The organism is Rheinheimera sediminis (assembly GCF_004005375.1).
In the GTDB taxonomy this organism is placed as follows: Bacteria; Pseudomonadota; Gammaproteobacteria; order Enterobacterales; family Alteromonadaceae; genus Pararheinheimera.
In genome coordinates, this window is the sequence record NZ_RZUF01000018.1 from 46,602 (window position 1) to 72,876 (window position 26,275).

Annotated in this window: 21 protein-coding genes; 8 read left to right on the forward strand and 13 right to left on the reverse strand. The window is 46.2% G+C overall.

Annotated features, from left to right (window positions below; all coding sequences use genetic code 11):
* Positions 1–5: 5 nt before the first annotated feature.
* Both EMM73_RS13370 and EMM73_RS13375 read right to left on the reverse strand, forming a co-directional pair.
* The gene (locus EMM73_RS13370) at positions 6–629 is read right to left on the reverse strand and encodes a LysE family translocator (protein WP_127687079.1); all 624 of its coding nucleotides are present in this window, start codon (positions 627–629) and stop codon (positions 6–8) included.
* A gap of 76 nt (positions 630–705) precedes the next feature.
* Positions 706–1,536 carry a DNA ligase gene (locus EMM73_RS13375; RefSeq protein ID WP_127687081.1) on the reverse strand — a complete coding sequence of 277 codons (831 nt, stop codon included), beginning with the start codon at positions 1,534–1,536 and terminating at the stop codon, positions 706–708.
* Positions 1,537–1,794: 258 nt separating this feature from the next.
* Here EMM73_RS13375 and EMM73_RS13380 point away from each other — a divergent pair, with 258 nt between their 5' ends.
* Both EMM73_RS13380 and torT read left to right on the forward strand, forming a co-directional pair.
* Positions 1,795–3,066: a DUF3422 family protein gene (locus EMM73_RS13380; RefSeq protein WP_127687083.1), complete on the forward strand. Its 1,272-nt coding sequence runs from the start codon at positions 1,795–1,797 to the stop codon at positions 3,064–3,066.
* A gap of 62 nt (positions 3,067–3,128) precedes the next feature.
* A complete protein-coding gene (gene torT / locus EMM73_RS13385; RefSeq protein WP_127687084.1) occupies positions 3,129–4,175 on the forward strand; it encodes a TMAO reductase system periplasmic protein TorT in 1,047 nt (348 codons plus the stop codon).
* A 9-nt stretch (positions 4,176–4,184) separates the two neighbouring features.
* Here the strand turns inward: torT and upp are convergent, their stop codons facing one another.
* Positions 4,185–4,838, reverse strand: a complete 654-nt coding sequence (upp, locus tag EMM73_RS13390) for a uracil phosphoribosyltransferase (protein WP_127687086.1) — start codon at positions 4,836–4,838, stop codon at positions 4,185–4,187.
* 142 nt (positions 4,839–4,980) lie between these two features.
* Here upp and EMM73_RS13395 point away from each other — a divergent pair, with 142 nt between their 5' ends.
* The 4 genes from EMM73_RS13395 to EMM73_RS13410 all read left to right on the forward strand — a co-directional run bounded on the left by EMM73_RS13395 (position 4,981) and on the right by EMM73_RS13410 (position 10,549).
* Positions 4,981–5,823, forward strand: a complete 843-nt coding sequence (locus EMM73_RS13395) for a M90 family metallopeptidase (protein WP_127687088.1) — start codon at positions 4,981–4,983, stop codon at positions 5,821–5,823.
* An 83-nt stretch (positions 5,824–5,906) separates the two neighbouring features.
* Positions 5,907–6,386: an FKBP-type peptidyl-prolyl cis-trans isomerase gene (locus EMM73_RS13400; protein WP_127687090.1), complete on the forward strand. Its 480-nt coding sequence runs from the start codon at positions 5,907–5,909 to the stop codon at positions 6,384–6,386.
* Positions 6,387–6,524: 138 nt separating this feature from the next.
* Positions 6,525–7,367, forward strand: a complete 843-nt coding sequence (locus EMM73_RS13405; RefSeq protein WP_127687092.1) for an ABC transporter substrate-binding protein — start codon at positions 6,525–6,527, stop codon at positions 7,365–7,367.
* A gap of 116 nt (positions 7,368–7,483) precedes the next feature.
* On the forward strand, positions 7,484–10,549 hold the full coding sequence (locus EMM73_RS13410) for a transglycosylase domain-containing protein (protein WP_261373406.1): 3,066 nt from the start codon (positions 7,484–7,486) through the stop codon (positions 10,547–10,549).
* Between the two features lie 292 nt (positions 10,550–10,841).
* On the opposite strand, the gene EMM73_RS13415 is transcribed toward EMM73_RS13410, so the two are convergent.
* The 3 genes from EMM73_RS13415 to EMM73_RS13425 are packed head-to-tail and all read right to left on the reverse strand — an operon-like array spanning position 10,842 to position 14,837.
* A complete protein-coding gene (locus EMM73_RS13415; RefSeq protein ID WP_186435222.1) occupies positions 10,842–13,295 on the reverse strand; it encodes a putative bifunctional diguanylate cyclase/phosphodiesterase in 2,454 nt (817 codons plus the stop codon).
* Positions 13,265–14,464, reverse strand: coding sequence for a hypothetical protein (locus EMM73_RS13420; protein ID WP_127687098.1), 1,200 nt, complete (start codon positions 14,462–14,464; stop codon positions 13,265–13,267). Before EMM73_RS13420 ends, EMM73_RS13415 begins: the two co-directional genes overlap by 31 nt.
* The gene (locus EMM73_RS13425; protein WP_127687100.1) at positions 14,424–14,837 is read right to left on the reverse strand and encodes a substrate-binding domain-containing protein; all 414 of its coding nucleotides are present in this window, start codon (positions 14,835–14,837) and stop codon (positions 14,424–14,426) included. Before EMM73_RS13425 ends, EMM73_RS13420 begins: the two co-directional genes overlap by 41 nt.
* An 857-nt stretch (positions 14,838–15,694) precedes the next feature.
* Here EMM73_RS13425 and EMM73_RS13430 point away from each other — a divergent pair.
* Complete coding sequence (locus EMM73_RS13430) at positions 15,695–17,776, forward strand: TonB-dependent receptor family protein (protein WP_127687102.1); 2,082 nt, start codon at positions 15,695–15,697, stop codon at positions 17,774–17,776.
* 91 nt (positions 17,777–17,867) lie between these two features.
* Here the strand turns inward: EMM73_RS13430 and EMM73_RS13435 are convergent, their stop codons facing one another.
* The 7 genes from EMM73_RS13435 to EMM73_RS13465 form a co-directional block, all read right to left on the reverse strand.
* Positions 17,868–18,083: a DUF3185 family protein gene (locus tag EMM73_RS13435; RefSeq protein WP_127687104.1), complete on the reverse strand. Its 216-nt coding sequence runs from the start codon at positions 18,081–18,083 to the stop codon at positions 17,868–17,870.
* Between the two features lie 295 nt (positions 18,084–18,378).
* Positions 18,379–19,842 (reverse strand): carbon starvation CstA family protein, encoded by a 1,464-nt coding sequence (locus EMM73_RS13440; RefSeq protein ID WP_127687106.1) that lies wholly within the window; start codon positions 19,840–19,842, stop codon positions 18,379–18,381.
* A 129-nt stretch (positions 19,843–19,971) separates the two neighbouring features.
* Positions 19,972–21,330 (reverse strand): M24 family metallopeptidase, encoded by a 1,359-nt coding sequence (locus EMM73_RS13445; RefSeq protein ID WP_127687108.1) that lies wholly within the window; start codon positions 21,328–21,330, stop codon positions 19,972–19,974.
* Between the two features lie 135 nt (positions 21,331–21,465).
* Entirely contained in the window at positions 21,466–22,011 is a 546-nt protein-coding gene (locus tag EMM73_RS13450; RefSeq protein WP_127687110.1) for a hypothetical protein, read from the reverse strand.
* A gap of 188 nt (positions 22,012–22,199) precedes the next feature.
* The gene (locus EMM73_RS13455; protein ID WP_127687111.1) at positions 22,200–22,595 is read right to left on the reverse strand and encodes a cupin domain-containing protein; all 396 of its coding nucleotides are present in this window, start codon (positions 22,593–22,595) and stop codon (positions 22,200–22,202) included.
* 238 nt (positions 22,596–22,833) lie between these two features.
* Positions 22,834–23,436, reverse strand: a complete 603-nt coding sequence (nudK, locus tag EMM73_RS13460) for a GDP-mannose pyrophosphatase NudK (RefSeq protein ID WP_127687113.1) — start codon at positions 23,434–23,436, stop codon at positions 22,834–22,836.
* A gap of 30 nt (positions 23,437–23,466) precedes the next feature.
* Positions 23,467–23,832 carry a cupin domain-containing protein gene (locus EMM73_RS13465; protein WP_127687115.1) on the reverse strand — a complete coding sequence of 122 codons (366 nt, stop codon included), beginning with the start codon at positions 23,830–23,832 and terminating at the stop codon, positions 23,467–23,469.
* Between the two features lie 430 nt (positions 23,833–24,262).
* Here EMM73_RS13465 and EMM73_RS13470 point away from each other — a divergent pair, with 430 nt between their 5' ends.
* Entirely contained in the window at positions 24,263–26,257 is a 1,995-nt protein-coding gene (locus tag EMM73_RS13470) for an alpha-amylase (RefSeq protein WP_127687117.1), read from the forward strand.
* Positions 26,258–26,275 lie beyond the last annotated feature (18 nt).

The following is a 26,275-nucleotide window of genomic DNA, read 5'->3' on the forward strand; positions in this document are numbered from 1 at the left end:
CGGCCTTAACCCAGCAGCATCCAAAGAGCAACACCAAACATTAAACTGGCTGCAATACGGTTAAGCCACTGCACTTTGTTTTGTTGCTGAAAAAATGCACCTAAGGCCTTGCCACCACTTGCGTACAGCAGCATAGACAGAAACTCCATTAAAATAATAAGAAAGACCAATACCAGCAACTGTGGCCAGAACGCCAATTGGCTATCGATAAAAGGCGGCAGCAAGGCCATATGAAAAGCCCAGCCTTTAGGGTTAGACACAGCGGTAACAAAACCCTGACTAAATAAAGTGCGTCGTGGTAATAATTCCCGACGAACACCAGATTGTGGAATAGCTAACTTGCCTTTGGCCCACCACATTTGCCCGCCGATATAAACCAAAAATATGGCACCAGCCATTTTAAACCACTGAAAAACCGCCGGAAACTGCAGCATCATAGCGGCAACGCCACAAACAGCTAAAATGGCAACTAAAGCCACACCTAACATTTCGCCCCACATCATCCATAAAGTGCGGCGCACGCCCTGCGTCATTCCAAGCGTCATAGCCAAAGTCATACACATACCAGGTGTGACAGAAACAAATAAAAAAGTCGGAATAAAAGCGCCCATCAAAGCCAGATTAACCATAACTACCTCATCAGCTGAAGATCGCTATTCTGGCGCTGAACACAGATCCCAGCAAGTAGCGCCGACTGGCTTTTTACTACTCTGGTCGCTCGCGCACAAAAACGGCAAAGCGAGGTATGCCTTTATGCGTCAAACCATGGTACTGAAAGGTCACCAGACGCCCTATTTGGGGCGGATTTTTTCGCTCTTCCACACTAAAACCTGAACCTAACTTAAAACGCCGTCCATCCGGTAATTCCACCAATAAAGCGCCCAGCATGCCACTGAACTGACCTTTGCCCGGCAAATGCGCTACCACTCTGGCTTCTGCATCTTCCGCCAGTTTTAATTTTTGCAAATGACTGACCCGCCCGCTTTGATAAAGCGCATGGGTGCGATGCAACATTAATCCTTCGCCGCCTGCAGCTACCACCTGTTGCAACCACTCATTCAGTTCAGCCTTAGTGTGCAATTGTTTCTGCTCCAACAACTGCACAAAAGCGCTGCTTGGCAGGTGCTGCCGTAAAAACTGCAAACGCTCTGTAAAAGTACCCAGCTGTGTTGGCGCATCAAATACCATCAGTCGGATGTTTTGCCAGTCTGTGTGATCAGCACCTTGCTGCAAGGCTTGCATCACCAGTTGAAACTTGCCCCTGCCCGCCCACAATTCCGCATCTAACGCAAAATCAGGCAATTGTTTCACTAATTGATCAGGTAGCTTTATCCACTGCCCACTGCGACTTCGTAGTTGTTTGCCGTCCCAAAAGGCTCTGACACCATCGAGTTTCTCGCTGATCCAAAAAGCAGAAACGGCTTCATACTGCTGATAAGACTGAGCCAGTTGTAACTGGGGTAAGCTGCTCAAAGTAAAAGCCGGTGCTGATGACAGCATGGCCGTACAACACAGCGATAAATACAAAGTTCGCATTTGTCTATCCTCTTTGTTGTATTCCTTTTTTAAGTGTAGCCTCGCTTCATTTGAAAATAAAATATTAATTAAAATGCACTTCTTTAGTGCCCTCTTGAGCAATAAGGGAACATCAAGCTATTGTTTTTTATAATAAACCTGAGCTAAAAATAATAAATTCAATAATAAAATCAACTAATTGACATCTGGCTGTCATGCATAGGTATAGATACTGCTTCAGTTCTGTGGCTTGTTTGGCTATTCGTTTTGGAGTCTGTTATGGTTCAGCTTTATTTACGTCAACACCCGCAACGCGATTTGCTGGAACAAGAATTACAGCAACGCTTTTTTCCGGCTCTGGACTCTCCCTGTCAGCTTTGTCAGTTTGTGCTGACGCTCTCGGGCACTTCACGCAGTGCCGAATATCAGGCCATGCAACAACTGGCTCAGCAACATGGTAAAGATCTGCAGCCTCATGAACAGGACTGCAACCTGCAACTTGGTAGCAGTTGGCTGCGTTGGGAGCGGCATAACGAATTTTCTACTTACACTTTTATCCGCTCTGGTGCTGCGTCCAGTCTGTTTTGTGATCCAGAGGATTTAGTACCGGATCCACACTGGTTTGCCAGCTTACCAGGCCAGTTATTCAGGGTGGTGCAGCTGAGCATAGTGCAGCCCTATCAACTGGTCGCAAAGGACCCGACAGAGCTTTTTGTCAGTGAACACCTGATCAGCAGCATGGTGTTTAATGGTAAAGCTCGGATCTGGACGGATTTTCGTAAACATAATGAGGGGGCTGGCCGCATGCTAGTGCTGGACCAAGGTTTAAGTCGCAGTGCTTTGGGAGCCCTGGTGCAACAGCTTTTTGATTTGGGTAACTATCGTAAACTGGCTCTGCTGGCCTGGCCGTATTGCAAACTTGCGTTACATCAGTTACCGCAACAAGAACAGCAATTGGCCGTGATCACTTCACGTATTGAACAAAAACAAGGCAATGACGAACAACTGCTGGATGAACTGATCCAGTTGGCTGCTCAGACTGAACATCAGATCTCCGAAAACAGCAGCAGATTGCAGGCTAGTCATGCTTACTATCAACTGACGTTGGACAGATTAAAAAGCCTGGAGGAAGAACCCATTGAAGGACTGATGTCATTGCAGCATTTTACCGAACGACGCTTAACCCCGGCGTGGCGAACTGCTCAGTCTGTGCTCAAGCGTCAGCAACAGCTAGCTGAGCGCTTAGGCAGGTCTACTGAACTGCTGCGAACTCAAATCAATTTAAAACTGGCATGGCAAAATCAGAGCTTGCTTTCTTCTATGGATAAAAGAGCTCATTTGCAACTGAAACTACAAAGCGCTGTCGAGCGATTATCTGTGGTAGCAATCAGTTACTATTCGCTCCAACTGTTAACCAAGGCACAGCAAGCTATAGTGCATTGGCTGCCGCAGTGGCCAGCCAAAACTATTGAATCCGTCAGTGTTCCGCTGGTGGTTGCTTGTGTACTTTGGTACTTCTGGCATTTAAGGAAAAAACTGGCTCATCATTAAAAGAAAAGTCGTTTTACCTGGAAATCTTCTATAGTGTGTATCAACTACAAGTAGGAGATTTCATGGTAAAAAAGCTTTTACAGCTCTGCCTCTTGACCAGTTTGGTCAACAACCCCTTGTTCGCTGCGGAGCAAGACTGGTTTCCAGTTCAAGTTCAGGCCGACGGCCAGACTTTAGCATACCAACCATTAGAAAAAATCAGTAAAACCTGGCGCCTCTGTGCTCTATTGCCCCATGGTAAAGACCATTATTGGTGGGGAGTATCTTGGGGACTGGCTGAAGAAGCTAAACGTCAGGGCGCGACTCTTGGTATTTATGAAGCCGGAGGCTATGAAAACCTGCCGCGCCAACGCCAACAAGTGCAGGACTGTGTAAAAAACAAAGCAGACGCTCTGATTATCGCAGCCATTTCAAGCGAAGGGCTAAACGATTTAGTTGTGCAGCTTAAAGACTCAGGTATTCCGGTGATCGATTTGATCAATGGTATCAATAGTGACGCAATTTCAGCTCGTTCTTCAGTCTCTTTTGCCAATATGGCGAGCAAAAGCATGCAGTATTTACTGCAACACAGCCAGGAACAGAGCATTAATCTAGCCTGGTTCCCTGGACCGGCTCAGGCTGCATGGGTGCAGGACGCAGAACGGGGTTTACAAAAACGACTGCAAAAGACAGGTATTGATTTAGTGCACGGCGGCTATGGTGCCACCGACAACTTTTCGCAAGCTACTTTAGTGAGACAATTATTTAACCATCACCAACCCGATTATGTGTTGGCAAATGCAGTTGCAGCCTCTGTTACACAAAGCTTTGTTGCAACCGAGCCACACAACACCACTCAGGTGATGGCCTATTATGCTAACCCAGAAGTTATAGCTCTGATCCAACAGGGCAAAATACTGGCCGCAGCCACAGATTCACCCGTGATCCAAGCCCGTATCAGTATTGATTTGGCTTTACGTGTTTTGGAAAAACAAAACTACGCCAGACAAGTCAGCCCGCAAATACGGATTTTGGATCAGCAAAGTATTGATCAGCTAACTTTGCAGCAGATCATAGCGCCAAAACAGCAGTGGATGATTCGTCAGCCATTAACGGCTATAGCACCTTGACTGGCACGCTCACAACTTAGGCCCGAAACATAAATCTCCAGCATCACCTAAACCCGGCACTATGTAAGCCTGTTCGTTCAGATGCTGATCCAGGGCGCCTACCCATAAATAGCTGTGTTCTGGTAAATGTTGCTGCAAAGCCTGAACCCCCTCTGGTGCTGCAATAGCAGCTGCGATGTGCACTGATCGGGGGCTGGCCTGGCTGGCTATCAGTTGCCAAACTTTGAGTAAAGAGCCGCCTGTGGCTAACATAGGATCGATCAAAATTAAATCGCGGTCTGTTAAATCAGGCAAGGCAGCATAATTCATCCTGATTTCAAGCTGCTCAGCGCATTCTCCCTCGACACGGTAAGCACCAATAAAACCGCTATCAGCCTGATCAAAGGCATTGGCAAAACCTTGGTAAAACGCCAAGCCTGCTCTTAACACTGTAATTAAAACCGGAGGTTGAACCGGCACTGCTATCTCGGTTTTTCCAAGTACTGTCTGCACCTCAATTTTTTGTACCGGCAGCGTTTTTGCCAACTCTGCTGCAAGTAAAAAACCCAGGCGTTCCAGATTAAATTTAAACCGCAGCCGATCTTTTTGGATCTGTGGGTCGCGCAGTTGCAATAAAATCGGGTGCACTAAACCCGGCAGTAAATTCAGCTGAAATAGGTTCATAAAAAAGCTCTGTCACTTAGCACTGTTCAAAGGGTATAGTTTTTATCCATTAAAACGCAACCTGTTCTGCTGGAGCATGACCTTGATTTTGCTCAGAGTGGCGCCATAACAGCACTACAGTGCTTTAACCGGAAGATTTATTGTGCCTATACTGCTGCTAACCTTTCTGACCCTGGTGGTGTTGGCCTCTGTGTTTTTACCTTCGGTCTGGCGGCAACACCGTCGAAACAGAATTCAGCAGCAGCCTTTTCCGGCGTCTTGGCGACAAATCCTGAAACGACGTATGCCTTATTTCAGGGCTTTGCCTGCAGATTTACAACTCCAGCTGAAAAAGCTGATCCAGGTATTTGTTGTCGAAAAACAATTTGTCGGTTGTGCAGGATTAGTGGTTACTGACGAGATGAAGGTCACCATAGCAGCTCAGGCTTGTTTGTTACTGCTCAACAAACCTCTGCATTATTATCCAAAACTGCAGCAGATCCTGATTTACCCTGGCGCCTTTGTCGTGCCAGCGAAACAGGCAGATGCTGCAGGCGTCGTCAGCGAAAGCACACAGGTCCATTTGGGACAATCCTGGCAAAGTGGTCAGATTGTCTTGTCATGGGTCGATACCCTCCAGTCGGCTGCTATTTGCAACGATGGGCATAATCTAGTGATCCATGAGTTTGCGCATCAGTTAGATCAACTCAAAGGCCTGGCCACAGGAGCGCCTTTGCTTTCCAATAAAGCCGCCTATCAAGAGTGGTCTCAGGTATTATCTTTTGAATTCGAGCAACTGCAGCGCCAATTAGCTTTGGGTGTACCTACCTTATTTGATGCCTATGCAGCCACCAACCCAGCTGAATTTTTTGCCGTTATTTCTGAAGTTTTTTTTGAACAAGCTGAGTTGTTTGCCACCCAGCATCCGGCTTTGTATCAGCAACTAAAGTCATTTTATGCGTTAGATCCTTTAAGTTGGCAGCATACTCATCCGGTTTTGTCATAATCTCTGTAGAAAAAAGTCGACCCTCTGAGGGCATTGCGTAATAATAGCTGCCATTTTTTTAGCAAGCAGCGGACAAACAGCACATGCAAATCAGCAAAGATACAGTAGTTCAGTTCCATTACACCTTAACAGACGATACTGGCGTGTTAGAAAACTCCAGAAGTCAGGATCCGGTTTTATACCTGCAGGGCCATGGCAATTTGATTGAAGGTTTAGAGAAAGCAATGGAAGGCCATCAGGCCGGTGATGCATTTAGTGTCACGTTAGCGCCGGCTGAAGCATACGGCGAGCGGAAAGAAGACGCTGTGCAAAGCGTTCAGGTGAAACATCTGGTAGGCGCAAAAAAATGGAAACCAGGCATGATCGCTGTAGTGAACACGGATCAGGGCCAACGCCAGGTCACTGTGGTCAAGGTCGGTATGTTTAAAGCTGAAGTAGATACCAATCATCCATTGGCTGGTAAAACCCTGAGCTTTGATATTGATGTAATTGACGTACGTGCCGCCTCAGCAGAAGAAATTGAGCATGGTCATGCGCATGGCGTAGGTGGTCACCACCACTAACAGTCAGGATTGCAAGTCAAATCAGGCTTTTAATCCAGCAGCCCTGTTGTCGCTGCTGGACTGAATTAAACCTTGTCCTTCGGCAGCGCTTTGGTTAAATTAATTAAATGTTAAGGAAAATCCGGAGTCGCTGGTCTGATGCCATATCTGTTAGCCCTGATGGTTTTGCTGCTTAGTCACCAGAGTCTGGCTGCCCCTTCAAAACTGCAGATAAATTGGGCCATTAATACTGCTCCGCCTTTTCATATCGTAGGAGGCCCATTCCATCAGCAAGGTCTATGCGACCAACTGATGCTCAGTATCCAAACTCATTTACCTACTATCGGTCATCAGAATTTACTGATGCCACAAACCCGTATTCATCAGGCACTGAATAACAAAGAAGCCTTGTGTTTCCCCTGCATGATCCACAGAGGTCAACCTACTAAAACTGCAGTGTTCAGCACACCCACTCATTGGTACAGACCTCAGGGAGTGATCACTCGTCAGGCGCTGGCCAATCACTTGACTGAACGCTTTGGTTCACCTCTGACGTTAACCCAGCTACTGGAAGCAAAAACTTATAAACTTGGGTTAGCGGCAGGACGCAGATATGGAGAAATTGAACCTTTACTTGAACCCTATCGCAAAAATGAGCTGATACGCTCAGGCGATGACGGGCCTGTTGCTCTGTTGAAAATGATCCAAAGTGGCAGAATTGATTTCACTCTGGACTACGACATTATTCTGACTTTCTTGAGGAAAACAGCTCCGGAACAAGCCAAAGGCTTGGTATACGTCCCTATAAAAGAGCTGCCAGCACCTATAGCCGGCGCTGTCGGCTGTAGTAATAGCGAGTGGGGCAAACAACAAATTGAACTCATTAACACTGTGATACCCAAAGTACAAACCGACCCAGCTTTCAGGCACAGCCTGAACTTATGGTTTGGTGGGCAGGTGTTAACGGCCCCTTCAGAGTTGAAAACCAAACCAAAGCAGTAAATGGAGACAAATCAGCATGTTTGATTGGAACACATCGCTAAAATTCAGCTGCAAATCCAACTTATACCAGTTAAAATCCACTGACATGGCAGATGCCTGAACTCATGGATAAGAACTTGTCATCCCCATCAGATTTAAATCAAATGCAGTTTGATAATTACCGTGATAAAAGCCCGTCAGAGCAAGGCATCCCAGCCATTCCACCAAGACAGCGCCGCAGCCTGGTCCCTTGGTTATTGATTTTACTATTGCTCTCTTGTGCTGCACTGGTCGCTTACGAGCTGCATACAGCCCATTACCAATCCACTAAAATTAGCGCTTATGCAAAAAAGCTGACTTATCAGCTGCAATCCGCCCCAACGGATCAGGTTTCCTATCCAATAGCAGGACCTTTTGACCAACGCTTGGGCTACTCCAAGCTCCCTACATTCATGTCGGCTTTAATCAAAAATAACTTTGTAGTAGAACAACAAGCGGCTTTTTCACCTGAATTACTGTTTTACACTCAATTAGGTTTTTTTCCGCCTTACCGTGAAAAAGCTCAAGGTGGATTATTAATTGGCGACTGCCGCAACGAAGAGTTGTTTTCTTTTGCTCATCCGCAAAGGGTGTACAGCCATCCGGCTGAAGTTCCCGCTGTAGTTCGCGACAGTCTGCTGTTTATCGAAAACCGTAAATTGTTAACCTCTCCTGCCCGCGCCAATCCAGCGGTAGACTGGCCCCGATTTATGATGGCCGCAGTGTCTCAGGTCACTAAAGTACTGAATTTAGAAGGTCAGTCCGCCGGAGGCAGCACACTGGCCACTCAAATTGAAAAATACCGCCATTCCCCTCAAGGCTTGACTCAAAATTTCACTGACAAATTTTTGCAGATGGTTTCAGGTTCAGTCCGAGCTTATCGTTATGGTGCTGATACGTCCCTAACACGACATGAGGTAGTACTTGATTATTTAAACTCAGTGCCGCTCTCTTCTGCTCCAGGTTTCGGCGAGGTACATGGGGTGGGTGATGCGCTGTGGGCTTGGTTTGGCACCGATTTTGCTCGGTTTAATCAAGTCCTTAATGCCGAACCTACAGAGCAAAACAGAAGTTTAAGAGGTTTGGCATTGCGCCAGGTTTTAGCTTTGATGATAGCCCAACGCCGTCCTTCTTATTATCTGTTGCAAGGTCATGCTGATTTAGAACAATTAACCAATAGCCATTTAAGGATACTGGCCAATGCAAGGATTATAGACAAAGAGTTGGCTGACGCTGCCATGTCACAACGTTTGCTGTTTAAGGGAGGTAAAGCACCACGCATTAAACAGGATGCTCAGACCCTCAAAGGTATTAACGTGGCGAGAGGTCGTTTAGGCTCTCTATTGAATCAGCAATTGTATGATCTGGATCGATTGGATCTGACAGCCAAAGTCTCTTTGCACCATGAACTTCAACAAAAAGTAAGTCAATACCTCAATAGTCTCGCTTCTCCGGTAGTGGCTGAGCAAGTAGGCTTGCTAGGCGAAAAGCTTTTAAGCGCAAGCAACACCGACAAAGTGACTTACAGTTTTACCTTGTTTGAAAAAACGCCTGGTGGAAACAGAGTGCGGGTTCAAACTGATAATACTGACCAACCTTTTGACTTAAACGAAGGCAGCAAACTTGAACTGGGTTCTACAGCTAAACTTCGTGTGCTTACGACTTATCTGGAAATAGTAGCTGAATTACATGACTCCTTTATAGATGAGCTGCCAGAAAACCTGCTGAATCTTGATATAGCACCTAACGATAACCTCACCCGATGGGCGGCGACCTATATGGCGCACACCGCAGACCGTGATCTATCAAAAATGCTCGATGCAGCCCTGCAACGAACTTATTCAGCCTCGCCATCTGAGCGCTTTTTTACCGGCGGCGGATTGCAGGTGTTTAATAACTTCCAGAAAAAAGAAGACAGTAGAGTGCCTACTGTGCTGGAATCGTTGAAAGAATCAATCAACCTGCCTTTTGTTCGTATTATGCGGGACATAGTCGCTTACAGTAGCAGCTACCAGACAGCAGGCAGCACCTCATTGCTACTGAAAAACGATAAAGACCCGCGCCGTGAAGAGTACTTACGTCGTTTTGCTGATAAAGAGGGCAGCTCTTTTTTACAAAGATTCTGGCGTAAATACCAGAAAAAAACCGAAGAAGACCGTTTAAATACCTTTTTTGAAGGCCTGAAACAAACCCCAGACCGTCTTGCTGCAGTGCATCGTTATTTGTTACCAGAGTCTGACTTTGCCAAATTCAGTGCTTTCTTGCAGCAACGTTTACCCGAAGAAAATCTGACGGTAAAAGATATTGATGAGCTGTACAACAAATACGGTCCAGGTAAATTCAGTCTGATGGATCAAGGCTATATAGCCAGGGTTCACCCGCTCGAATTGTGGCTGCTAAGTTTTATGCAACAAAATCCACAGGCAACCTTAAGCGAAGCGGTGAATGCATCTGCAGAGCAGCGCCAGCAGGTGTACCGCTGGTTGTTCAGAACCTCAAACCGCAGTGCCAGAGATACCCGTATTCGTATTATGCTGGAAGTGGAAGCCTTTTTGGATATCCACCAGCGTTGGAAACGGCTGGGTTATGCTTTTGACCATCTGGTTCCCTCACTGGGCACTGCTTTAGGTAGTTCAGGCGATAGGCCAGCCTCCTTGGCTGAACTTCTTGGTATTATTCAAAATGATGGCATGTTACTGCCGACAGTCAGAGTGGATCAGCTGCATTTCGCTGCCAATACCCCTTATGAAGTGAAGTTAAAGTATCAACCACAAGAGGCCCAGCGAGTGATGAAACCAGAGGTCGCCAGAGCCTTGCGTTTTGCCTTGTCGCAAGTAGCAGATGGCGGTACAGCACGTCGTTTACAAGGTTCATTTACAAAAGCCGATGGCACGCCACTGGTCATAGGTGGAAAAACCGGCACTGGAGACAATAAAATGGCCACTCAAGTGATCCGGGGCCGAACAGTACAGTCCACCACCATCAATCGTACCGCGACTTTTGTATTTTATCTTGGAGAGAATCACTTCGGTACTTTGACTGCTTTTGTACCTGGTAAAGCAGCAGAAGATTTTAGTTTCACTTCCGCCTTACCGCTGCAAGTGCTCAAAGGTATGGCTCCGCTGTTAAACCCTTATATCCAGCAAGGCCAGCTATGCCGTTAATCTGGCAGTGCTGAGGTAATCCGGCTATGGTCTCAAGTAGCATGCGTGCTGGAACTATTTAACCTGAACGCGGGATAAGCCGCGCCACTGAATAGGTATCTTTTTACGCCTCTCTGCGTTGCTCTGTCTAGCCATAGCTTGCTATGGCGTACGACAAAGCGCCTTGAGATCCATAAAAATCTGCGCATTCAGTCAGTAAAGAGTTTTTCTTTTTGAAAAGATACTTTTACTGCTCTGATTTAATTGATTAAATCAACAGAGGTCGACACTCGTTATCCCTAGTTCAGGTTATTTACTTGAGGCCGCGCCAGACCCCTTTGGGGAAATGTTCTTCTAAAAACCCTGCAAGTTCAGGTTGGGGTATTGGTCTGGCGATTAAGTAGCCCTGAGCGATATCACAACCTTGCTGGCGCAACAATTCCAATTGTTCACGTGTCTCCACCCCTTCGGCAACGACCTGAAGTTGTAGCTTTTGCACCATGGCAATAGTAGAGGCAATGATTTGAAAATCCGCAGCATTTTCCAGCATACCAGACAAAAAGCTCTTATCTATTTTGATGCAATCCATCGGCATCTTTTTCAGGTAGCTCAGAGAGGAATAGCCAGTACCGAAATCGTCAATCGCAAAGTGGATACCCATCTCTTTAATTTGCGACATGATAGTGAGCATGGTCTCAATACTCTGCACTAAAGTACGTTCAGTCAACTCGAGTTCAAAATAAGATCCCTGCAGCTCGTACTTATCCAGCAAGCTTTTAAGTGTAGGGATCAACTCTGGGTCCACAAACTGTTCTGCCGACAAATTAATGGCTATACGAAAATTATGCCAGCCACTATGTAACAAGCTCAGGCATTGTTGCATACAAGCTTCAATGATCCAGTAACCCAAAGGCACTATTTGCTTAGATTGCTCCAGCACTGGAATAAACTCATCGGGCGAAACCATACCCCGGACCGGATGATGCCAACGGATCAACGCCTCAAAACCAGATAAAGCTCCGGTTGCGATGGTCATCTGAGGCTGAAAACTAATACTGAACTGATTGAGCCGCAAGGCTTCTTTTAAATCCTGTTCCAACAATACGCGCTGTTGCACCCGCTGATACATATCGAGATTGTAGGCCTGAGCACCATTGCCTCCATTCATCTTTACTTCATGCATAGCCAAATCAGCCTGGCGTATTAAATCATCAGGTCCAATAGGTGTCCCCTGACTAATAGTCAAACCTATACTGACCGTCATTACAAAGTTTTGTTGGTCTATGGTTAGCGGCTGCTGAATACGCTGAAGTATCTGACTGGCTAAACGAAAAGGCGCATCTACATCAGTTAACTGCGGCAGCACAAAAACGAATTCGTCGCCACCAAAACGACACAGCAAATCATTGGTTCCACAACAATCTTTAAAACGCAGAGCTACCAGTTTCAGTAACTTGTCGCCTTGAGCATGGCCAAGGCTGTCATTAATTCGTTTGAAATCATCTAAATCAACAAAGAGCACTGCCAGAAATTTTTTATCCATGCTGTGGCTACTGAGCATTCTGTCTAGTTGATACTGCAACATATTCCGATTCGGTAAAGTAGTCAGTAAGTCGTACATCGCTACTTTTTCCAATTCGCTGGTGTGCAATTCAACTTTTTGGTTCAGTTGCTCTAGTTCAACACTCAACTCCTCAGCAGCCTGACGCAAAAAATCGACTTCATCAGGCCAGATACCAGCATCAAACTGGCTTTGCTGGCGAAAACCAGCGTATTTTTTTTGCGACAACAAAGGTAGCGCCTGACTGAGCTTTTTTAATCTCAGACTAATGCGGCGCATAATAAGATAAACCAGCAGTACCATCAGACTAAATAACAACACCGAGGTAATTAATAACTGACGGCGATACCCATTGTTGGTGGCCACAAAATCGCTGATATTGTCCACGACAACTAAATACACGCCTTTACTTTGCATTTCAAAAGCCGAGATCAGGTACTGCTGACCATTATAGTAAAGTTGAAGCCCAGAATTTAGAGCTAAATCAGCTTCAAGATCAGATACTTGCTGTAACAGCGCATTGACTAACAGGGGATTAGAACTGGAGATAAGCTCACGCTGAGCTTCTCCTTTTCCAGACAAACCTGCCCTGATCAGCGCCACATCAGAATTTAAGCTTTGATGCAAAGCCGATAAAATATCGACCAGCGTTGTCGTCACCGTCATTACAGCCACTTCACCTGAACTGTTCAGTACAGGCAAACTAAGTTGTTTGACGCAATAACGCACACACAAATTAGCAGAGAAAGGGCTTTGCTGTTTCAGTACCTGTCGCACTAAATCCGGCGAGAAATACAGCGTTTTTTGGCCGCTGCTAAACAACAGTTCCATCTCACTATTGTGCAACCAAATTTGCTCAATATTCAGATGCAGCTGCATATTGGCGCTTTGCTCAGCTAACCGATGGATAAAAGATGAAAAATCAGCTTGCTGACTTAATTGCACTAAATCAGAAAAGCTCTCCAACCACACCCTTAGCTGCTGTTCTATTATGGTATTTTGCTGTACGTACTGCTGTTGTGCTGACTCGCGTTTGACCTGCTGCTGCCGCTCAAACTCCTCAGTCATCCGCATCAAACCTAAGCTGGTTTGCAGCACCGTCATACAAAGCAAAGCACTTAAAGTCGCCAGCAGAATTTTCCAGGGTAAGCTAAATACAAAAGGCCGCATCGTTGTTAAAACCAATACATCAATTGCATCGCCCACATTTGCCAGTATTCAGACTTATTATTCTGTACATCAGGCAAGACAGGATAAGCTAATCTGGCTGTACCTTTCACCCAATGGTGCTCCATAGTCAAACGTAGATTGTCTCTAAAATCATAAGTTAAGCCGAAAGTTAGATCGTCCTGGTAGGCAAAGTAAGCAGGAACCATACCGCCAGTACTTTGTGAAAATTTAGTCCCATTTCGATCATCTTTATCCAAATCAAAAATATCCAGGCTTAACAAAGCCCAAGTACGAGGCATTAGGTTGTATCGTCCCTGAATATACCAGCCCTGGCTAAAACTGTTGCGTTTAAAACCGGGCGCATAAAAATCTTTAATGTCCAGTCTCTCCTGCACCCACTCACTACTCAGCTCCCAATATTCAGCAGCATAGCGAGCATTGAACATAACACGCTGTACTGTTATGCCACCATCGCTGTAGAAATCCAGCTCAGCTTTTTTGTAGCTAAAATCTGAATCCAGTAAAGAAAGTCCCAATTGCCAATCTAGCTGCCCAGGCCGCCAAAACAGACTGGCCTGATGCACGTAATCCTGCTCGGCATCGCCCTGAGGTAAGGTACTTAACAGGATCTGCTTTTGCTCTTTACTAAGGTTGGTAGAACCCCAACTCCAGTTCAATTCAATTTCACCAAACCTTGTATCGTGAGTGCTTTTTAATGCTAAACCATCACTGCCCACAGCTATATCGCGGAAGGAATCAAAATATACAGATTGTGGTAATACGATGGCATTGCGGGTAAAAGGCACATCCCGGGTTGCAGAGTAAAGCCAATGCTGGTTTTTAAAACGCCCGACAAACAGATTAAGCCGCCAATCAAAGTCACTGTATAAAGTCCAATCTATGAAAAAATAATCCAGCCTGGTCCCTTTGGTATAACGGCGGCCACCATCTAAATAGACTACCTGACTTGCCAGTCTAAGCTTATCCGACATCACCCAGGACATATTCACGCCTATGTCCGTTAACTCAGCTGAAATACTATCATCCAGGTTAACAAAATTAGTTTCGGGGGCCTGAATCAGTCCCTGCGAAATAAAACCATGCCATTGCAGTTCTTGAGCTGGCATTTGCAATGAACAGACCAGCAACAGTAAAACACTCAACTTACTGTGAAACTTCAATGACTTTGAGCTTGGATAGTTCATCTGAATTCTCAATATAACCAATAGCACCTTCGGTATTTGCTACCATTTCACGCATTTGTTGTTCAGACGTCAGCACTACAGGCGCTGAGCCTAAACCTGAATAAGTAATTTTTTGCCAGATCCTGTCCAGCTGATAAGGGAACATTTGTAATTTTTCTTTAGTAAAACGTTGATGCACCGGATTTTTCGCTGACAAAACGAAGACTCTGATCGCTTTGCCATCAGGCCAGTTTTGTTGCCGCATAGAATAAATGGCGCGCAGCTGAGTCACTGTCAACTGGTCCATAGATACGGCAGGGTGAGTTACGACTTCGGTTGCTGAGGCAGACCATAGCCACAGTACGAAGCCAGCAACAACGAACTTGATATTCACGTCTTTGTGGTTCCTCAGGGTGCAAAGGTATTAACTTTACCTTTGGGTACCCGCATTTAATGGCAGCATTGAAATTTGTGAAAGCACTGCCATGAAGCTGGATTCATCCGCGCTCAGTATAGTAGCAGTAGTTGAAATTGTATTGTCGTAAAGGAAAAAAAGTAGTGTTTTCAGTGGAGTGACTCAGAGCGCATGCCGAACACTTCAACAACTCAGCGACTTTACTCCTAATTCGTGATCTGAGCACGTCCATCCATCAACATCCTCGCAACAAGGTTCCAGACCCTGACAATTGGCGCAATAAAAAAGGGTTCTATCAGGACCCTGAAATCACCTGGAACAGTGATGCATGCAACAAGTTTAACCGTCTGTATTTTGCTTTTTTCGCTTTACAGCCAGATGACAGCCTAAGGAAGATTTAATGAAATCGAAGATAAATCAGCGCCTTACCAATGCATGCCGAATTTGATACATCATCTGAAACTCAGGATAAGTCGTGCTACTGAATAGAGCTGTTAAACTGAGCAGCAAAACACAATATCAATATCCGAAAATTCATCATTATCTCAAGCTTGCGCTTAGATAAGTTTTCAAGCCTCTGGCAGTCAAATAATGTGAAGCCACTGAATTTAACCATATTTATGTAAAAACCCAGATTTTCGCCTCGTTGCAGCATAAGTAGCCTGAACCCAGAAAAATAAGAATGATTCCATATGCAGAACACAATTGACAACCATTACCATTCATAGTCAAATTAGCGCCCACTGATGTAGCCCGCAAAGTGAACTGCACTGGACTGGTTAGAAACTCAGTTTATTACACACTTTTAAGGTTTAACCTATTACAAGGAACCAAAGATGTCTGCGATGTTTTTTACACCCAGCTTTCGCCCTTCCCGCTTAGCCCTGGCTGTTGCTGTAGCTGCTACAGGCTTTACCAGCATTACTGTTGCTGAAGAAGCAACCGAAAAAAAATCTGTGATGCCAACTATGGAAGTAGTGAAAGTAGTAGGTCAGAAACAAGACCATCGTTTTGAAGCAACAGGTTCAGTCAATCTGGTGGAACTGGAACAGATTCAGCGGGTTCAACCTTTGTCGACAGAAGACGTATTACGCCGTATCCCTGGTATTAACATCAAAAGTGAAGAAGAAACTTCAGTAGTTGCTAACTTTGGCATCCGTGGTTTATCCGCCGGTGAGTCTAAATCTTTATTACTCGAAGACGGTGTGCCAGTAGCGCCAGGGTTATTTATAGGTAACGAACGCTACTTTAACCCTCGTATCCAGCGAGTTGAGCGGGTTGAAGTACTAAAAGGTTCGTCATCATTACGTTATGGCCCTTCTACCATAGGCGGCGTAGTGAACTATCAAACCAAAACACCAGATGATGGCGTTGAGCTATCGGCTCGTGCCGGTTCTTTTAATATGCAAGAAGTAGGCATTGAAGCCGGTAATAAAAATGCTGCTGGCGACGCCTTTGCCGGTATTGTCGCAACCCATGCAACCAGCGATGGTTTTATGGATAAAGATTACAGCATGAATGATGTAATGGCTAAAGCCGGTGTTGAGTTTGCCAACAAGCAGAAATTAGGTGTCAAACTGTCTTGGTACGAAAATGACGTCAACATGTCATACCGTGGTTTATTGTTAAACGATTACAAAGCCGGCGCTGATTACAACCCTGCCCCGGACGACGATTTCCTGGCCGATCGCGTTGCCTTTGATGTCAACCACGAATGGCAACTCAATGATAGCGCCACTTTAAAAACACTAGTGTACTGGAGTGACGTCACTCGTGATTACTGGCGTTATGCTGTGGATAATAATGCATCTGTAGCTGCAGGACGCTGGGTATACACCGATGCGCTTACGGGCAATAACAGATCCTTTGAACGTGCTGGTGCTGAAAGCCGTTTAACGCTTGACCAACCTGTCTTTGGTCTCGAAGCCAGTACAGAATTTGGTTTACGCTTGATGCGTGAAAAATCAAATGACTTACGTATTACAACAACCCGCGCAGCGGATCGCACCGGTACTATAGCCGGCCACTTACAGGATAGTGCCGACAGCCTTGCTGGCTATGTACAAAGTCGTATTGTACTGAGTGACAAGTTAGCACTTACACCAGGCCTGCGTATTGAATCTTATGAGCAAGAACGCTTAAATCTGCGAAACAACGCCCTTACTGAAACCTCAAACACTGAATATTTACCAGGTGTTGGTTTAACTTATGAATTAACTGATGCTGCGCAACTTTATGCTGGCGTTTACCGTGCATTTTCGCCAGCATCTAATGCAGTCGCTTTAGATGGTCTGTCGGATCAGCCTTTAGATGGCGAACGCTCAGTGAATTATGAAGCGGGTATCCGTGGCGTTTCAGGCAATACCAGCTACGAAGTCGCTGCTTTTGTCATGGATTTTAGCAATCAGGTTGTCAGCGGTAACAGTAACGCGGGTCTGGCGACAGCAAATGCTGGCGAAACCAGCCATTATGGAATGGAGTTTAGTGTAAGACAGCCGCTAATGGCCGGTTTAAACCTAGACGCTAATGCCACCTGGATACCTGAATCCGAGTTTGAAACCGGTGAGTTTAAGGGTAATCGTATTCCTTATGCTGCAAAGATACTGGCTAACCTTGGTCTGAGCTATGAGCTGGAAAAGCTAAATCTGTCACTGAATCTGCATCACCGCGGCGAGCAATTTGGTAATGAAGCCAACACAGTGGATTTGCCAACAGGAGCACCTAACAGTATTTGGGGCGGGTTATTACCTTCTTATACAGTAGCTGATTTACTCGGTCAGTATCAGGTAAGTGATCACTTTAGTTTATCTGGTTCAGTGAAAAACCTGACTGATAAACGCTATATCAGCGGTCTTCGTCAGGGTATTTATGTTGGACCAGAGCGTTCTTTTGAAATTGGTGCCCGTTACCGTTTCTGATCACCTCACATCTGGCACTGAAAACGATGAGGCTGTAGCATGATGCTGCAGCCTTTTCTGTCTAAGGCGGCCTGAGTTCAGGTTATTTAGTTTAACCTTTTAGCGTAAGAAAAAGACCCGCCACAAAACTGATGGCGCCACCTATGTAAAACTGCATCACTTTGTCTGTTTCAGCGCCAGTCACTACTTCAGTCAGTTGTGACTGCACAGAGTCCGACAATTGAAAACCCCAGTAGACTAAGCCTGCACCCAGTACCAACAAAGCTAAACCAACCATTTTTAATAATGTATTTGTACCATTAGCCATACCTAGTCCCTCTGTATTTAATAACAATCAATGGGCTAGCTACTCTGTAGCAAAGCCCGGCATTACAACAGTATTAGCTGTGCCAGCCTGAACCTTACCTGAAGTCATTACAAGGAAAATAAAACAACGCTAGCGGATTTGCTTGATAAACAAGAGATGAGCCATGACTATCGCCTTTATCAGCCAACGGAATACACCAGACTTCCGATGGATAATCAATAAACGAGCAGCACAGATAAAAAATGCGGACATCAGAGTCCGCATTTTTAGTCGCTCACAAAGAGCTACAAGCCGCTCAGACCGCAGGTACAGTGCGCTTATTATGCGCCATGACCAGTCCGACCAAGCCTATCACTGCCACTACCACACCTATAGGTTTGCTGTAGTCCGCGGGTAAGTTCAAACCAATACCAGCTGTCGCTATATAAGCTACTGTCATGCTGGTACCGATAACTGCCGGAACACTGGCGATCCAATGAAAAGTCCCACGATCGAACAGATACTTGGTAGCCAGCCATAACACACTGGTCGATAACAGCATATTGGAGAAAGCAAAATAACGCCAAATCAGAGAAAAATCTAATAAAGTCATAAAGTAAGCTATGGTCAGAATAGGCACAGACAACAACAGTCTGTTACGTAAGCTTTGTGGAACATTAAAGGCATCCACTATGGTTAAACGTAATGAACGGAAAGCGGTATCGCCTGAGGTGATTGGAAATACAGCCACAGCCAGGATAGCCATCACACCACCAAAAACACCCAAATAGCCTGTGGCTATATGATTCACCACTAAGCCAGGTCCACCCTGAGCCAGCATAGCTTTTAGCTCGACATAGCCCCCAGGAAAGGCGGCAATACCAGCTAAAGCCCACACACAAGCCACTATACCTTCACACATCATAGCCCCATAGTACACAGGGCGAACATATTTCTCATTGGTTAAACAGCGGGCAATAATAGGAGCCTGAGTCGAGTGAAAACCACTGATAGCACCACAGGTGATAGTTAAAAACAGTAGAGGCCAGATCGGAGCGCCATCAGGGTTGGGTGTTAAAAAGTCATGTTCATGGTGGCCGTCAAAATAGGCAAAAATATCGGCAACCTGCGGTAAATGAGGTGCTTCCATCAGTAAAGCAACAGCGATCAGAGTCGTCATGACTATCATCAGCACACCAAAAGCCGGATAGAGTTTAGTAATAATTTTGTCGATGGGCAGCAAAGTCGCTAAAAAGTAATAAGCTAAAATCACCAGGACCCAAAAGGTATTGCCCGCCAGGAATGTGCCTTCAAAATACGACAAATTACTCAAAAGCCCGGCCGGGCTCATAATAAATACCACGCCAACAAAAAACAGCAGCATGGCGGTAAAAACCAACATCACGCCTTTGAAAACCACGTTGTAATAATGTCCGGCTATTTCAGGCAAGCTTTTGCCATCTTCTTTGATACTCATCACACCGGAAAAATAGTCGTGAACTGCACCACCAATAATATTACCAATCACAATCCAGACCAGAGCCACAGGACCATAAACAGCACCCAAGATAGGTCCAAAGATAGGTCCTACCCCAGCCACATTTAGAAACTGAATTAAAAAAGCTTTTACAGGGCTGATCGCAACATAATCTACCCCTTCGCTAAAACGCTCTTGTGGCGTAACAGCTGCGGTATCAATACCCGCCTGTTTTTCAACAAAAGGGCTATAAAATTTATAGCCCAGAATAAGTATGGCAATACTGACAAAAAAGATGAGCATGAGGGAAGTTCCTTTTAATCTTAGGGGCGAATTGGCAGCCGTCAGTGCGGCGCTCTTTTATGGACAATGCTTAGCCTAACATGAGCGCCCAGTATCTGACATTAGCCAATAGTCGAGAAAGTCACCTGACTAGCGCACCAGATGCCAACTAGTCTGACGCCCCGCCAGATAAAGCACCTTTTTGCCATCAAAGTATGCACTTTGCTCCAGTTTGATTTGCACATACTGCCCATTCCACTCAGGCACTTGCTGTTTGATATTCCCTTCAATGGCGTAAGCTGTATTAGCGTACAAAGGCCAGTCGCCATCGACCGGGTTAGGGCCTTGATTATCCCACATGCCAATAGTGGGACCAGGGGCGTGGCCAACAAATCCTAAAGGATGGGTATAAGTGCTACTGATGATGCCCTGCTTTTCACTCGCTTTGCGGGTAGCAGTCAGAATCTCATTGCCAGTGCGGCCCGTTTTAAACTGACGGGTTAAGTTATCCTGCCATTGATTGCCTGTTGCCAGCGCATTGATAAGACCTGCTGGCACTTCCTGCTCATCCGCTTTCAGTACATAAGCCATTTCTTGGGTATCAGTACAAAGTTTCAGGTAACAAATGCCGACATCAGTGTGCAGCACATCTCCTCTGTGGATCACTCTGCTTTTGCCACAAAACGGAGAGTCAGCTTTACAGTCATCTCCGGCACGCTGGTTGTTTACATCAGGCATAAACCAGATGGGTAAACCCAAAGTCTCAAAGCGCTGACGAATATACCAGGCCACATCTTCTGTGGTCGTAACACCGGGGGTGATCACTCTAGCACTGAAGGCTTCAGCTATAACAGCTCGAGCCAGACTGACAATATGAGGGTAAAGCTCTAATTCAGAGGCTGTGCGCTGCTCCATCCAGCGCACCACCAAGGACTCTGCACTGACTAAACGGCTGGCATAGTCCTTTGGTAAGGCATCGAGCAGCAACTGATGCATGGCCTTGGTTAAACCGTCAGCCACAGCCCAGTCTGTTGAAACATTAATGCCAATACGTTGTGGATTGCGTTGCTTAATCACATCTGCCAGCGCCTGCCACTGCTCTGTTAAGTCGCCACCAGACCAAGCCGACGTATAAGGCGCGCCGAAAGGATACCTGTTCACCGACAGGCGTTCAACAGAGCCATCTGCTTTACGATAAAACACCAGCATCGTAGTGCGGCGGGCGGCAAAAGTGGGCTGCGGCACTAAAGTAAAATACACAGGATCTTCGCTATACTCCCTGTTAATCACCAGCCACATATCCAGTTTAGTTTCCGCCATTAGTTGTGGCAGTAAAAGTTCCAAACGTTCGGTAAGGATGCGATTTTCAACGCCCACCCGCTCTCGTGATGGCAAAACGGAGAAGTCGTCTGCCGATTGCAACTGCCTGCCTTGACTAAATTCAGCCGCACCCGCGGCCTGAATACTCGCCAAAGTAGCGAACAGCAGAGCTGTAGCTGTGTTTTTCATGCTCAATACCTTGTGAAATAAAATCTTTAGATAAGAAGAATTTATAATGCATCGCTAAGCTAACAGGCAAAAAATGCAGTGGAACACAGCGATCATGAGACAAACCGCGATATTTAAAGAAACAAGCCATAGGCCTTACTGCAAAGTACCGCTGCGCTTTGATAACCAGCACCACAGGTACCACAATAAAGGCCGCAAGCTTTTATGCAATACAAACGACATGAGGACAATCAACAGACCAATAATAGTTGGTAAGACAGCGCCAAAGCAGTAGCTCATCGCCAAAACAAAACCTAAAAGATATTCAGCACGATACAAGGCAAAGAGCAATCCAAGCACAGGCAAACACATCATCATAGAGGATAGTAACTGATGCTGTTGCTGTTGAAACAAGATTGAAAGTACTATGCCAAACACCACTGAAGCACCAAATCCAGCCACTATACCTACAGGATAAAAACTGCCGACTCTTTTATAGATAAAACCGGTTAAAACCCAGCTCAGCAGCGGAACCAGCAGAGCTCCCCACCAGTTCGAGATTGCCGGCAAATCGCCGCGTTGCAGCAAGTGATGGCTAACAACGCCGCCATTGATATGTTCAAACATTAACAAAGCCCAAATATACAAACTGGCAACAGCGACCAGTAGCAAGCGATGACGTTTAAATGGTTGATCGTTCATCTTTATCCTCCAGAGTTTGAGCCTACAAAATTCAGTCTGACAGATTAAAAGATGACAAAGCATAACAAAGTGTAAGGAAACATTGTTAGCGCAGGCAGATGCTGAATCTATGTGGCGCACCAATACTTTGGCACCGACGATTCAACCTCATCTCAGCGCAGCTCAATGCTCGCCAGCAAAAACAAGCGTCAAAGCGGCTTGTGTTGAGTCCCCTCACCAGGAGTGATAAAGAGCAACTTGGTTTTAACCTTAGTTCTGGCGCAATGCCAGGTGTTACTGGGGATCACGACAAAATCCCCTGCTTCAGCTAATAGCAGCTCTTGTTCACCACTCGCTTGCTGCACAACTAAAGTCACCTGACCAGACAACAGAATTACTGTTTCGTCTCCCTGTGGGTGAATCTCCCATGACAACCAATCTTGCTCAAATTCAACACAGGAAATCAGTTCACAGCCCTGAAAACCTGCATAATTGGTATTCAGACGCTGATACAGTTCAGCATCCAGCTGTTCAATACTGGCTTGTTTCTGCTGGTTCAAAACAACAAAGGCCTCAGCAATATTCAGTGTTGTTCTGTTTGGCATTCCATCTCACCTTGATCATTTTAGTAGTGCGGCTGAACAGCCGTGAATGACTCAAAAATAATGTCTGGTCTATGCAACTTGAGGTTGCGCCGCGGCGATAAGGCTGTGAGCACAACAGCATAGTCACCCTGTCTGGCTAAGACGAGATGGTGCAGTCAACACAGCTCCAGCGTCCGATGCGACAGGGAGAAGACCAGTTGCTAAGGTCCAAGCCTACAACTGAAAATGACTTTCCCGCTTAGCCCTGATCAGGTTTTTCGCTGCTTATCAGGCTATTAATTTTAGCGTACTGCAGCAACATAATAGTTTTGCCATCTTTAATTTCACCAGTGCCAATCATCGAATAGGCCTGGGCGAAATCCAGTTCCAGCACTTCTATATTTTCTTGTTCATGCGCCAGGCCACCGCCTGCTGATACCTGCATATGCTCTGCGTATTCAGCGGCAAAAAAATGGATAATTTCAGTAACCGACCCTGGCGACATATAGGCCTCAAACAGCTTCTGCACTGTATCTACTTTGTAGCCAGTTTCTTCTTCGGCTTCGCGCCTGATGCAATCTTCCGGATTGTCCTGCTCCAATAATCCCGCACAGGTTTCAATCAGCAAGCCATCACTGTTGCCGTTGATATAAGTCGGTAAACGAAACTGCCGGGTCAGGATCACTGTGCCTTTGGCTTTGTTGTACAATAAAATAGTAGCGCCGTTTCCTCTGTCATAAGCTTCGCGGTGCTGCTGTTGCCATTCGCCGTTATGATTCTGATATTCAAAAGAAAACTTATTCAGAGTATACCAGTTGTCCGATAACAGAGTTTTCTGAAGATTTCTGATTTTATTACTCATTGAAAAATCCCGCTCCTTTGGGTTCGCCTGTCATATCCAGACATCGTTATCAGCTCTGAGCTCGCTGTCTGCATCGCCCGTATTGACCACACCTTTAGGTTCTACCAGCAGTAGTTTACACTCCTGGGCTGCCATAGGTTTATGCCTCACGCCTTTGGGCACCACATACATTTCACCAGCCTGCAACGTGACTTTGCCATCCTCAAACTCGATATCCAGCACGCCCTCCATCACGATAAACACTTCATCCGTATCCGGATGGTCATGCCAGACAAATTCACCCTGTACTTTGACTAATTTAAACTGGTAGTCATTCATTTGCGCAATAACCCGGGGCGACCAGTGATTATCGAACTTAGCAAATTTTTGTTTAAAATTAATGACTTGATACATCATTGCCCTCTCCTTCAGCCGTCTTCTTTGCCAAGGATAAATCTGCCAGCATGATCAGCACTTTTATGCCATAAGATCCAGTCTGCTGCAGAGCGGTAAAACCATACCTTAGGTATCTCGCCGTCGTCTTTAAAGCTGCAGCTTCAAGTACGACGGCTATATACTGCAGAATCTGCGCTGAATTGTCATGCATTGCAGTTAGTGCGTAGAAACAGCGGTAGCCAAAAGCCTACAGCTCAGAATAAAAACCGCCCTAAATCCACTCCAGACGTAAAAAAAAACAACGCCCAGCCTACAAATGTAAACAAAATTAAAATAGCACGTAAGTGAGTGCATTCGTATTCAGCCTCTGCTTAATTTTTAACCGTCTATCTTGTATCCACCGGTCAACAAGAACCGGAAACAACGACAACATCCAATAGACGAGGACAACATGAACTACACCGCACTTGCGGCCAGCCTACTGCTGACTGCCTGCCCGGCTTTGGCCGCGCAAAAAACTACTTTTGTCCATTTGTTCGAGTGGCGCTGGTCTGATATCGCTACCGAATGTGAAACTTTTTTAGGCCCGCAGGGCTTTGCTGCTATTCAGGTATCGCCGCCAACAGAGCATATTCAGGGCTCGGCCTGGTGGACCCGCTATCAACCTGTCAGCTATGTGGTGCAAAGCCGCAGTGGCAACAGAGCAGAGTTTATCTCCATGGTACAACGTTGTAAGGCGGCTGGCGTAGATATTTATGTCGACGCTGTGATCAACCATATGGCCAGCGGCAATGGCACAGGCGTCGCTGGCAGCAGTTATGGCAACAGACAGTTCCCCATCTACAGCAGCGCTGATTTTCACAACTCCTGCACCATTAACGGCAGTGACTATGGCACCGACCGCTGGCGGGTGCAAAACTGTGAACTGGTCGGCTTACCCGATTTAAATACCAGCGCCAGCTATGTGCAGAATACTCTGGCCTCTTACCTGAACGATATGCTGGCCATAGGGGTAACAGGCTTTCGTATTGACGCAGCTAAGCATATGACCAGCTCAGATATAGCAGCTATCAAAGCCAAACTCAGCAGCCCAGCTCTGATCTATCAGGAAGTGATCGATCAGGGCGGCGAGGTGATCACTGCAAGCGAGTATACAGGTAATGGCATGGTGACCGAATTTAAGTATTCGGTGCAGTTGGGAAACGTATTTAAAACAGGTCGGCTGGCCAGCTTGTCCAATTTTGGCGAAGCCTGGGGCTTTTTACCGAGCAATAAGGCGGTAGTTTTTGTCGATAACCACGACAATCAGCGCGGCCATGGCGGTGCAGGTAATGTCGTCACCTATAAAGATGGCACACTCTATGACTTGGCCAATGTGTTTATGCTGGCCTACCCCTACGGTTACACTCAGGTAATGTCCAGCTACGACTTCAATAATGGAGATGCTGGCCCGCCATCAGCGGCAGTGCATAATAATGGCAATCTGAACTGCTTTGGTAACCAGTGGAAGTGCGAACACCGTTGGAGCACTATAGCAGGCGCTGTGCAGTTCCGTAACAATACGGCCGGGGAATGGCGGGTGACTCACTGGTGGGATAATGGCAATAACCAGATCGCCTTTGGCCGGGCCGCTTTAGGTTTTGTCGCTATTAATAAAGAAAGTTACAACCTGACCACATCATTACAAACCGGTATGGCCGCAGGCAATTACTGTAATGTGCTCAAAGGCAGCATCAGCGCCGACAAAACCAGCTGTTCAGGTCAAGTGATTCAGGTTGGCAGCGATGGCCGTATTCAGGCGAATCTGGCGTCCTATGATGCTTTTGCCATTCATCATCAGGCGAAAATTGGCGGTACAGTGCAACCCCCTACAGGCAACTGGCAACGCACAGTGGTGTTTATTCAGGCCCAAACCCAAAGTGGCCAGGATATGTTTGTCCGTGGTGGTCTGGATCACGCTGTTGCGCAAACTCAGCTGGGCTTGAACTGCAGCAGTAGCAATTATTTATGCGCCATTCCAATACGGCATCGTAATCTGAACAACGCCACTACGGCACCATGGAAAGCCAATGACAGTCTGCTAGACTGGTATGGCCGCGAAGCCAGCCAAAGCAGCGCAGCTGAAGGCACAGCACTGGATTGGACCACCAACAGCTGGCCATCCGGCTGGGGTACTGTGCGTACTGTGGCCACTGATGGTTATGGCGTTGAAGTGCTGAACAGTTTTGGCCAACATTACTGGATGCTGGATGTCGATATGGATTGCAGCAAAACTATCAATGGCTGGTTTGAACTCAAAGCTTATGTCAAAAACGGACAGGGCTGGGAAGGCAATATCAGTCAGAGCGGCACGCCTTACGCCAGTCAGAACCATATGGCGCAATGCGGTCAGATGAATCTGTTTAGCTTCGGTCAAAACAGCGCGCAAATCAGTGCCTTGCCCTAAGTAAGATCATAGACAGCA